At 68.0% G+C, this 10,568-nt stretch carries 7 protein-coding genes; 1 reads left to right on the forward strand and 6 read right to left on the reverse strand.

What is annotated here, in order from left to right:
* Nucleotides 1–16: 16 nt before the first annotated feature.
* From JHC36_RS01515 to cobA, 6 genes are all read right to left on the reverse strand, one after another.
* Nucleotides 17–1,270 (reverse strand): BaiN/RdsA family NAD(P)/FAD-dependent oxidoreductase, encoded by a 1,254-nt coding sequence (locus tag JHC36_RS01515; RefSeq protein ID WP_287914972.1) that lies wholly within the window; start codon nt 1,268–1,270, stop codon nt 17–19.
* A complete protein-coding gene (locus JHC36_RS01520; RefSeq protein WP_287914975.1) occupies nt 1,267–2,706 on the reverse strand; it encodes an efflux transporter outer membrane subunit in 1,440 nt (479 codons plus the stop codon). The genes JHC36_RS01515 and JHC36_RS01520 overlap by 4 nt, the downstream gene beginning before the upstream one ends.
* The gene (locus JHC36_RS01525; RefSeq protein WP_287914976.1) at nt 2,703–5,885 is read right to left on the reverse strand and encodes an efflux RND transporter permease subunit; all 3,183 of its coding nucleotides are present in this window, start codon (nt 5,883–5,885) and stop codon (nt 2,703–2,705) included. The genes JHC36_RS01520 and JHC36_RS01525 overlap by 4 nt, the downstream gene beginning before the upstream one ends.
* A 15-nt stretch (nt 5,886–5,900) precedes the next feature.
* Entirely contained in the window at nt 5,901–7,172 is a 1,272-nt protein-coding gene (locus tag JHC36_RS01530; protein ID WP_287914977.1) for an efflux RND transporter periplasmic adaptor subunit, read from the reverse strand.
* Between the two features lie 287 nt (nt 7,173–7,459).
* Nucleotides 7,460–8,734 (reverse strand): nitrate regulatory protein, encoded by a 1,275-nt coding sequence (locus JHC36_RS01535; protein ID WP_287914978.1) that lies wholly within the window; start codon nt 8,732–8,734, stop codon nt 7,460–7,462.
* Between the two features lie 124 nt (nt 8,735–8,858).
* Entirely contained in the window at nt 8,859–9,686 is an 828-nt protein-coding gene (cobA, locus tag JHC36_RS01540) for a uroporphyrinogen-III C-methyltransferase (RefSeq protein WP_503006750.1), read from the reverse strand.
* A gap of 237 nt (nt 9,687–9,923) precedes the next feature.
* Here cobA and JHC36_RS01545 point away from each other — a divergent pair.
* The coding region (locus tag JHC36_RS01545) for a c-type cytochrome (RefSeq protein WP_503006747.1) at nt 9,924–10,568 on the forward strand (645 nt) is incomplete at its 3' end.

Raw genomic sequence — 10,568 nt, forward strand, 5'->3', positions numbered from 1 at the left:
CCGGCAAAACACGAGATTATATCGGCTCGAGCGCGCTTGCACAGGCATGCGCGCTGGCCCAGGCCCATTGGAAGTTGTAACCCCCGAGCCAGCCGGCGATGTCCACTGTCTCGCCGATGAAATACAGCCCCGGCTGGCGGGATTCGAGGGTTTGCTGCGAGAGGTCGCGGGTGTCCACGCCGCCCAGCGTGACTTCGGCTTTGCGCCAGCCCTCGGTGCCCGTGGGGGTGAGCTCCCAGTGCTTGAGCGCCTCGCCGAGCGAGCGCAGCGCACGATCGCTGGCTTCGGCGATCGGCCGCTGCCAGGCGGGGTCGCGCGCGACCCAGGTGTCAGCCAGGCGCGCGGGTACAGAGGCGGCGAGTTCGTTGGCGATGCGCTTTTTCGAGCGGGTCTTGGCCTCGAGCAGCAGGCGCGGCAGGTCGACGCCGGGCGCGAGGTCGATCGAAATGGGCGTGCCGGGCTGCCAATAGCTCGAGATCTGCAGCACGGCCGGTCCCGAGAGGCCCCGGTGGGTGAACAGCAGGTCTTCCTCGAAGCGCTGGCGGGCGCGTCCCTGACCCGTGGAAATTTCGACCGGCAAGGACAAGCCCGCCAGTTCGGCCCAAGGCGCCCAGGCCTCGGGGTCGAAGCTCAGCGGCACGAGGCCGGGCCGGGGCTCGACGGTACGCAGGCCAAACTGCTGGGCCACGCGCCAGCCGAAATCGCTCGCGCCGATCTTGGGCACCGACAAGCCACCGGTCGCGACGACGACCGAGTGGGTTTGAATCGGCCCCCGGGTGCTCTGTAATTGATAGCGATACTCGCCCATTTCACGCCGGCGTTCGGCCAAAAACTCGATATTTTTGACGCTGCAGGGCTGCCATCGGGCAACGCCCCCGGCGGCGCATTCCGCGAGCAGCATGGCGATGATGTCCTCGGCCGAGCGGTCGCAGAAGAGCTGCCCTTTGTGCTTCTCGTGGTAGGCGATTCCATGGCGCTCGACGAGCGCGATGAAGTGCTGTGGCGTGTAGCGCGCCAGGGCCGAGCGCGCAAAAGCCGGGTTGGCACCCACGAAATGCTGCTGGGGAGAGCGCGGGTCGAGCAAGCGGTTGGTGAAGTTGCAGCGTCCGCCGCCGGAGATGCGGATCTTCTCGGCGACCCGCTCGCTGTGGTCGAGCAGCAGCACGCGCAGCCCGCGCTGCCCGGCCACCGCGGCGCAGAACAGACCCGCCGCACCCGCGCCGATGACGACGGCGTCGAAGGCTGCCACAGACTCACGCGCTGGCGTCATGGTGCGCGCGTTCCAAGCACCGCTTCGCCACCGAGCGCCTTGTAGAGGGCCACGTGGCTTTGCCGCCAGGCGCCGCGGGTCTGCTCGAGCTGCTGTTGCGCCGCGAGCAGCGCGCGCTGCGCGTCGAGCGCTTCGAGCTGGCTGGCCACGCCGGCCTGGAAGCGCGCCTGCACCAGGCGGGCGAGCGCGGTTTGCGCCTGCAACTGGGCCTCGGCCGCGCGCAGCTGGTCGGCGAGTGTTTGGCGCGCGGTCAGGGCGTCGGCAACCTCGCGAAACGCGGTCTGAATGGCTTTTTCATACTGCGCGAGAGCAACGCCGCGCGCGGCCTCGGCGGCTTCGAGGTTGGCCTCGTTGCGTCCCGCATCGAAGATCGGCAACAAGGCCTGGGGTGCGAGGCTCCAGCCCCAGCTGCCCGCCTGAAACAGATTCGCCAGCGCGTTGCTGACCGTGCCTGCGCTGGCGGTGAGGGTGATGCGCGGAAAAAAAGCGGCTCGGGCGGCGTCGAGGTTCGCGTGCGCGGCGCGCAGCTGCTGCTCCGCGGCCAGGATGTCGGGCCGGCGCAGCAGCAGGTCCGACGACAGATGTGCGGGCAGCGGCAGCGCGGCATCGCCCGCGTCGCTGCGTTCGCTCAGGCCCAGCGGCGCGTCCCCGAGCGGCTCGCCGATCAGCAGCTCGAGCGCGTGGCGGTCGAGCGCGAGCGCGCGCTCTTGCTGCGCGAGGTTGACCCGCGCCGCTTCGACCAATGTCTGGGCGCTGCGCCAGTCGATTTCGGAGGCGGCGCCGTGCTCGAAGCGCAGTCGCACCAGTTCGAGCGTCGAGAGCCGCGCCCCGAGCGTCTCGCGGGCGACGGCCAGCAAGGCGTCATCGGTCTGCAGCGCAAGCCAGCTGCTCGTCACCGCAGCCACCAGGCTCAGCTGGGCCGCACGTTGCGCCTCGACGCCGGCTTGGTATTGGGCATAGGCGGCGTCCGACAGCGCGGCGACGCGGCCGAAGAAGTCGAGTTCCCAGCTGGCAAGCGCCAACCCCGTGGTGTAGACGCTGTTGATCGCCCCGCTGCCGTTGCTCGAGGGTTGTCGCTGGCCGGTCGCCGCCAGGTTGATCGTGGGCAAGCGGTCCGCGCGGCGCAGGCCGTAGGCGGCCCGAACCTGCTCGACGTTGAGCGCCGCCACGCGCAGGTCGCGGTTGTGCGCCAGCGCGCGCGTGATCAAGTGCTGCAGCGCCGGCTCGTGCGCGTAAGGGCGCCCCACTGCGAGCGTGGGCACGTGCGGGCGATTGCCCTCGGCGGCCTGAGCCTCAGGTGCAGCACCGGCGGCCCACGACGCGGCAACCGGCGCGGGCGGGCGCGTGTATGGGGTGGTCGGCGCACAAGCACCCAGCGTGAGCGTGAGCGCGAGCGCGAGCAGTGGGCAGGCGGCGGGAACGCAGCGCAGCTTCATGCCATCCCTCCAGGGCGGGCGGTTTCGTCCGAGACAGGCACGCCGAGGGCGGCGGCTTGGGCGGCATGGATGGCCTGCTGCCGGGCACTGTCCTGGAAGCGTCGTCGGACGACGACGAAGAAGATCGGCACGAAAAACACCGCGAGCACCGTGCCCGTCAAGATGCCGCCGAGAACGCCGGTTCCGATGGCGCGCTGGCTCGCCGAGCCCGCCCCGGAAGCCACGGCCAGCGGCAGCACGCCCAGCGTGAAGGCCAGCGAGGTCATCAAAATTGGCCGAAAGCGCAGGTGGGCAGCGGCCAGCGCGGCGCTGGCCACATCGCGGCCTTGCGCCTGCAGGTCTTTGGCGAATTCGATGATCAAAATCGCGTTCTTTGCCGCCAGGCCGATGATGGTCACGAGGCCGATTTGGAAATACACATCGTTGGCGTAGCCGCGGGCCAGCGTCGCGGCCAGCAACCCGAGCACGCCGAGGGGCACGACGAGGATGACCGCCAGCGGAATGCTCCAACTCTCGTAGAGCGCCGCCAGACAGAGAAACACCGCCAGGATCGAGAACGCGTAGAGCACGAGCGCCTGGGAACCGGCCAGCTTTTCCTCCCGCGAGGTTCCGGTCCATTCCAAGCCGATGCCGGGCGGCAGCTGAGCCACGAGCCGCTCGACTTCGGCCAGGGCATCGCCGCTGCTGTAGCCCGCTGCGGCGCTGCCGCTGATGCCCATGGCCGGGTAGCCGTTGTAGCGCGTGGTTTGCACCGGGCCTTGGATCCAGCGGGTGCTCGCAAAGCTCGAAAACGGCACGCTTTGGCCACGGGCGTTGGTCACGGTCAGCCGCAGGATGTCCTCGGCCTGCATCCGTGCGGGCGCGTCGGCTTGCACCACGACCCGCTGCACCCGGCCTGCGTTGGGGAAATCGTTCACGTAGGCCGAGCCGAGCGCCGCCGAGATCGCGGTGTTGATCGCGTCGAACCCGATCCCCATCGCCGCCGCCCGCTCGCGGTCGATCTCCACCTGCAGCTGCGGCGCATCCTCGAGACCATCGGGGCGGACCTGGGCCAGCAAGGGGCTGCGGGCGGCGAGGCCCAGAAACTGGTTGCGCGCCGCCAGCAGCGCCTCGTGGCCGAGCCCCGCTCGGTCCTGCAGCCGCAGGCTAAAGCCCGAGGAGTTGCCCAGTTCCCGGATGGGCGGTGGACTCAGCGCAAAGATGCTGGCGTCGCGAATGGGCGCCAAACCGCCGAATGCCCGTTGCGCCACCGCCTGGGCGGAGTGCTCCGCGCCCTTGCGCTCGGCCCAGTCTTTGAGCGTCACGAAGGCCAGTGCCGCGTTCTGGCCCGAGCCCGAAAAGCTAAACCCCAGCACCCCGACCATGCCCGCCACCTCGGGCTGCTGCAGCATGTAGCGTTCGACCTGCTCCAGCGCCCCCTGGGTGCGTTCGCGGGTCGCCCCCGGCGGCAGTTGGATGTTGACGATCAGGTTGCCCTGGTCTTCGGCGGGCAGGAAGGACTTGGGCAGCCGCTGGTAGAGCAGGGCGGCCGCGATGCCGATGGCCAGGTAGACCCACAGGAACCGTCCGGCCCGCGGCAGGATGCGCGCCACGGTCGCTTCGTAGCGCTGGGCCGTCTGGGCAAAGCCGCGATTGAACCGGCCAAACAGGCCGCCGCGTGCCAGGTGGTGGCCCCGTGCGACGGGTTTGAGCAGGCTTGCGCACAAGGCGGGCGTGAGCGAGAGCGCAAAAAACGCCGAAAAGCCGATGGCCACGCCCATGACGACTGCGAACTGCCGGTAAATGTTGCCGATCGAGCCACTGAAAAACGCGAGCGGCACGAACACCGAGATCAGCACCACCGTCACACCCACGATCGCGCCCGAAATCTGTCCCATCGCCTTGCGCGTGGCTTCGAGCGGCGCGAGACCTTCCTCGCTCATGATGCGCTCGACGTTCTCGACCACCACGATCGCATCGTCGACCACGATGCCGATCACCAACACCATGCCGAACATGGTCAGCACATTGATCGAATAGCCCATCGCCAGCAGCACCGCAAACGTGCCGAGCAGGGCAGCGGGAACGACGATGGTCGGGATCAGGGTGTAGCGCCAGTTTTGCAGGAACAGATACATCACGAAAAAGACCAACACCACCGCCTCGACCAGTGTTTCGGCCACCTGCAGGATGGAGGTGCGCACGAACACCGAGGTGTCGTAGGGAATCGCCCAGCGCATGCCGCGCGGAAAGTAAGGCTCGAGCTCGGTCAGCCGGGCGCGGATCGCTTGGGCGGTGGCCAGCGCGTTACCCGTGGGCGAGAGCTGAACCCCGATGCCGGTCGAAGGCTTGCCATTGAGCCGTGCCGCCGTGCCGTAGCTTTGCGCACCCAGTTCGATGCGGGCCACGTCGCGCAGCCGCACCGTCGAGCCGTCGGTGTTGGCGCGCAGCACGATCGCGCCGAATTCCTCCACGGTCTTGAGTTGGCCGTCGACGATGACGGTGGCGGTCAAGCCCTGGCCCGCCAAATGGGGCAGACCGCCCACTTCGCCGCCCGAAACCTGCGCATTCTGGGCGCGGATGGCGGCCACCACGTCGGACGCGGAGAGGTTGTAGCCCTGCAGCTTCGCCGGGTCGAACCAGATGCGCATGGCGCGCTCGGTCCCAAACAAACGGGCCTGTCCGACTCCCGGCACCCGCTGGATCTCCGGCAGCACCGAGCGCGAGGCATAGTCGCCCAAGGCAATCGGATCCCACGCGGGGTCATCCGAGGTCAGAATGGTGAACAGCAAAAAGTTGCTGCGGGCCTTGTCCACGCGCACGCCTTGCTGGGTCACGGCGGCGGGCAGCCGCGGCGTGGCGCGCGCGAGCCGGTTCTGCACATCCACCTGGGCGAGGTCGGCGTTGGTGCCGGGATCGAAGCTCAGCGTGATGCTGCCCGAGCCGTCGGCCTGCGCGTTGGATTCCATGTAGATCAGCCCGGGCGAGCCATTCATTTCGCGCTCGATCACCGAGAGCACGCTGTCTTCCAGCGTCTGCGCGGACGCGCCCGGATAGCTGACCGCCACGATGATCGAGGGCGGCGCCACCGGCGGGTACTGCGCAATCGGCAGCCGCAGCAACGCGAGCACACCAAAGCCCATCACGAAGAGGGCGATCACCCAGGCAAAAATCGGCCGGTCGATGAAAAAACGCGCCATCGCTGTCCCCTGCCGTCAGTGGGTCTTGCTCACGGCAGCCGATGCAGCGGGCGAAGCTGCGCTCGCGCCAGATGCTGCTGCCGCAGCCGCTCCCGGCGCTTGCGGCGCCCAGGGCACGGCTTTGACGGGCGTGCCCGGCGGCAGCATGGCGAGTTTTTGCAGCCCTTCGACCACGACGCGGTCCCCGGCTGCCAGCCCATCGACCACGATCCAGCGCCCCTCCCGCTGGCCGTCGATCCGCAGCCGCCGCGGTTGCGGCACCCCCTGGGCATCCAGCACGACCGCGGTGTCTCCCTGCGCGGAGCGCGTGACGGCCTGCTGGGGCACGAGGACCGCATTCGGCGCCAAGGCCTGCTCGATGCGCACCCGCACATAGAGGCCGGGCGGAAGTTCGCCCTTGGGGTTGGGAACTTCGGCGCGCAAGCCGATCTGCCCGGTTGCGGGGTCCACGGTGAGGTCGGAAAACAGCAAGCGCCCAGGCTTCGCGTAAACGCTGCCGTCTTCGAGCACCAGCGCCACGCGCGCGGCCCCACCGGGCGCCGGCTGGAGCTGCCCGGCGTCGAAGGCCCGGCGCAGCTTCATCACCTCGGCGGCCGATTGCGTGAAGTTCACATAAATCGGGTCGGTTTGCTGGATGGTCACCAGCGGCGTCGCGTCGCCCTGGCCGACCAGCGCGCCTTCGGTCACCTGCGCGCGACCGGTGCGCCCAGCGATCGGCGCCGTCACCCGCGTGTAGCCGAGGTTGATGCGCGCGCTCTGCACCGCGGCCCGTGCAGCGGCGATGTCCGCCGCCGCTTGCTTTTGCGCGGCTTGTGCGGCTGTCCATTCTTGCTGACTGATGGCCTGGGCGGCTGCCAGCGGCCGGTAGCGCTCCACCAGCGCGTCGGCTTGCATGGCGTTGGCCGCGGCGCGCGCGAGCGTCGCTTCGGCACTGGCGAGCGCCGCCGTGTAGGGTGCGGGGTCGATTTCGAACAAGACTTGCCCCGCTTGAACCACCGAGCCCTCGGCGAAACGCCGCTTGAGCACGATGCCGGCGACCCGCGCACGCACCTGCGCCACACGCGTGGCCTCGAGCCGCCCGGGCAGCTCATTCACGAGCGTGACGGGACCAGGCTGAACCGTCAGCACGCCCACCGTGGGCGGGGGCTTGCCGCCCGGACCTTGGGCTGCGGGCCCATTGCCCGGTTTTTCGGCACCGCCACACCCGGACAAGAGCGCCGCAACGCCGAGCGTCAGCAGGGCACCCAGCCGGGCCAAGCGCGAGGGGAAGGAAGGGGTCGAAGACATGGAGAACACGGTTGGATTTGGGGCGGCGCCGCGGCCGATACAGGGCGCGGCTTCGTGCGGTGCAGAAGGCCGAAAGTATGCCCGTAACGGGGTTGGCCTGGGGCTGCGGCGGCGACACCCCTTCTGCGCCGTGAGGCTCCTCGGCCGCTATGCGCCGCTTTCGGCGGCCGGGCAGGCCCTCCTGGCTCAGCGGGTGGGTGGTGCATGCCCTACAACGGGTTTGCCGGCGCGCCGTTGTGTGCGTGCTCTTTCGGTCGGCGCGTTTTTTGTGCGTTGCAGCAGCTCGGTCAGCGGGGCTCAGTCGGAAGCATGGGCGCCATGGCCAACAGCGCTTCTGCGACCTCCACCAAGCGCTTACCCTGGTCCATCGCCAGGCGTCGCAGGGTGCTGTGGGCGTCTTCCTCGCTGAGCTGTCGGTGGGCCATCAACACGCCTTTGGCGCGTTCGATGAGCTTGCGTTCCTGCAGGCTTGCCCGCACCGCTTCGAGTTCGGCGCTCATTGCCTGCAACTGCTGGGCCTGTGCGTGGACGAGTTCGTGGACCGAGCGCTCGAGCTGGGGTCCGACGGCGCCCGCGCTGGCTTGGACGGGGGGCACAGAGCCGCCGACGGTATCGGCAAAGAATTCGAACGCGTCTGCGCCCAGGCTGGCCTCGCCGCGCGCGAGCCGGGTCTGCAGGCCGCGCAGGTCGTCGTTCGCAGCGCGCAGCCGTTCCCGGCACCGCGCTTGCAGCTCGGCCGTGAGTTCGACTTCGATGCCGCGCATCGCGTCGAGCCGTTGCGTGCAGGCGTCAAACCAGCTCTGGCTGGCTTCGACGTCGAGGGGCTGTGCGGGCGGCGTACTGAGCAGCACGCGGCGCAGGTGCTCGAGCTTGGCGACGCCTTCGACGGCCTGCAGGTCGCGCCAGCGGGCGCGCAGCGACTCGCCGGAAAACTCAGCGAACACCAGAAAGCACCGCTCCTGCGAGTCGATCAGCCGCATGAGCCGCTGCTGGGCCTCGGCCTGCGCCTGGCCAGCGGCGAACAGGGCCGACCCGGCGGCACGCTCCTGCCCGGCGAGTTCCTTGCCTTGGGAAAAATTGAACAAAGCCACCAGCAGCCGGGAGATGGCCGGATCCGCCGCGCTGTCTGCCGCTTCGAAGACGACCGCGAGCAGGGCATCAATGAGCCGCGCGTAAGCTGCAGAGGTGCGGACGGTGTTCTCTGCACAGGCCAGTACCCGCTGGCGCAGAGCATCGAGCACGGACAGCCCCTGCGCTGCCAAGGCGACCCGTGCAAACAGCCGCGCCCCGTGTGCGGCCGGATGCGCCTCGACGTCCAGCCCCTCGAAGGTCTGCGCGGATAACTGAACCAGCTGATCGGTGAGCCGGTGTTGCGCCATCAGTGCTTCAAGGGAGCGGCTGCCGCCCGAGGCGAGGTAGAGATTGGACAGCCCCCGCTCGCGCTGCAGCGCATGCACGAGGCCGCCGATACCATCGACCAGCCCAGAGGTTTGCGCCAGCCGCTTGAGCTCGGCGATCTCGCAGCGCTTGGCGTCGATCAGGAAGGACAGGATCGATTTCATGCTGCAGCAGCAATATTCGTGCCGATGGTCTGTGGGCGAAGGTTCATGGGGTCGCTCAGGGCGACGCTGAATCAGTTACCGCGGCCGGGCGCCCATCGCGGGAACTGATTCGGCGGTGTCTTGGCTACGAGGCGATCGAGTGGAGTTCCGCCGCTGGTTTGGCATCCGGATCCGCGGCATACGCTGGCTTGAGCTGTGTGCGCACAGTCACCACACCGCCGATCATGACCAGCGCTGGGGGACGTATTTGGTGGCTCAAGGCAAGTGCGGGCAGTTCGGCGATGGTGCCGGTGATGCAGCGCTCTTCCGGCAGTGTGGCCTTCTCCACCAGCGCGGCCGGCGTATCGCCGGGCATGCCATGGGCCATGAGCTGGCGGCAGATCTCAGGCAGGTTGTTCACGCCCATGTAGAGAACCACCGTCTGCCGGGGGCGCGCGAGCATGGCCCAGTCCATGTCGAGACCCTTGCCGTTTCGCAGGTGACCGGTAGCGAGTACCAGGGACGCGGCATGGTCACGATGCGTCAGTGGGATACCGATCGACGCCGCAGCGCCTTGCGCTGCGGTCAGGCCTGGGATGACGGTGAAGGGGATGCCCTCGGCCGCCAGGGCTTGCGCTTCCTCACCGCCACGGCCGAAGATGTAGCCATCGCCGCCCTTGATGCGCAACAGCGAGCGGCCGCTGCGCGCCAAGCGCAACATCAGTTCGATGATCTCTTCCTGCGGCAGGGTGTGGCGCGACGACTCCTTGCCCACATAGATGCATTCGGCTTGCGGCGGCAGCAGATCCAAAACCCCCGGACTGACCAGGTGGTCGTACAGCGCGAGCTTCGCCCCCTGCAGGGCCTTGAACGCCTTGACCGTCAGAAGTTCGGGGTCACCTGGTCCGGCGCCGAGCAGCGTGACCGTGCCAAGCGCCGGTGTAGCCTGGTTGACGCGGCGTGCTGGGTACATCAATTGACTCAGGTCGATCAGGTTCATGGGGGCTCCGTCATCGGGTATCTGCTGCTTTCACGCATTGTTTAGGGCCGGCCGCGCTGCGTCCTTGTTCTAGTTTAAGGACAGTGCGGCGGCCGCGGCGGACGATGCGGTCAGCTCGCGACACGGTGTTGGACGGCTACCTGGCGAGCGGGTCTTTGCCACGCAAGGGCATGACCATATTTCATGCCGAGCCACACGGAGAGAGTACCCATGAGACCTACCAAGATCATCCTGTCCTCGATTGCGATGGCTTCCCTGCTTGTTGTAGGGGGCGTTGGGGCCCAGGACGCGAAGAAGAACGTCACGCAACCCGAAGCCAACTACCAGGCCGGCAGTTCGCCGGTTGGCGGCGAGCCCATGGTGCAAAGCATCAACCCCAAAGCGCCGCCGATGACGCAAGCCGAATTCGAAATCGGCCGCAAGATTTACTTCGAGCGCTGCGCTGGCTGCCATGGCGTGCTGCGCAAAGGCGCTACGGGCAAGCCGCTGACGCCAGACATCACGGTCGGTAAGGGCACCGACTACTTGAAAGTGTTCATCAACTACGGGTCACCGGCGGGCATGCCCAACTGGGGTACTTCCGGCGAGCTGAGTGACAAAGAGGTCGACATCATGGCCCGGTACATCCAGCACGAGCCGCCGATGCCGCCCGAATTCGGACTCGAGCAGATGAAAGCGACCTGGAAGGTGGTCGTACCGCCAGAGCAGCGGCCCAAGAAAAAGATGAACAACTACAACATCAGCAACATCTTCAGCACCACGCTGCGTGATGCGGGCGAGGTGGCGCTGATCGACGGCGACACCAAGAAAATCATCAACGTCATCAAGACCGGCTACGCGGTGCACATCTCGCGC

The sequence above is a fragment of the Tibeticola sp. genome (assembly GCF_022759015.1).
GTDB lineage: Bacteria > Pseudomonadota > Gammaproteobacteria > Burkholderiales > Burkholderiaceae_C > Tibeticola > Tibeticola sediminis.

What these genes read in the sequence shown, in the direction of transcription:
- JHC36_RS01520 (WP_287914975.1), bottom strand. Translation starts at nt 2,706, where the DNA reads ATGAAGCTGCGCTGCGTTCCCGCCGCCTGCCCACTGCTCGCGCTCGCG.
- JHC36_RS01530 (WP_287914977.1), bottom strand. Translation starts at nt 7,172, where the DNA reads ATGTCTTCGACCCCTTCCTTCCCCTCGCGCTTGGCCCGGCTGGGTGCC.
- JHC36_RS01525 (WP_287914976.1), bottom strand. Translation starts at nt 5,885, where the DNA reads ATGGCGCGTTTTTTCATCGACCGGCCGATTTTTGCCTGGGTGATCGCC.
- JHC36_RS01515 (WP_287914972.1), bottom strand. Translation starts at nt 1,270, where the DNA reads ATGACGCCAGCGCGTGAGTCTGTGGCAGCCTTCGACGCCGTCGTCATC.
- JHC36_RS01535 (WP_287914978.1), bottom strand. Translation starts at nt 8,734, where the DNA reads ATGAAATCGATCCTGTCCTTCCTGATCGACGCCAAGCGCTGCGAGATC.
- cobA (WP_503006750.1), bottom strand. Translation starts at nt 9,686, where the DNA reads ATGTACCCAGCACGCCGCGTCAACCAGGCTACACCGGCGCTTGGCACG.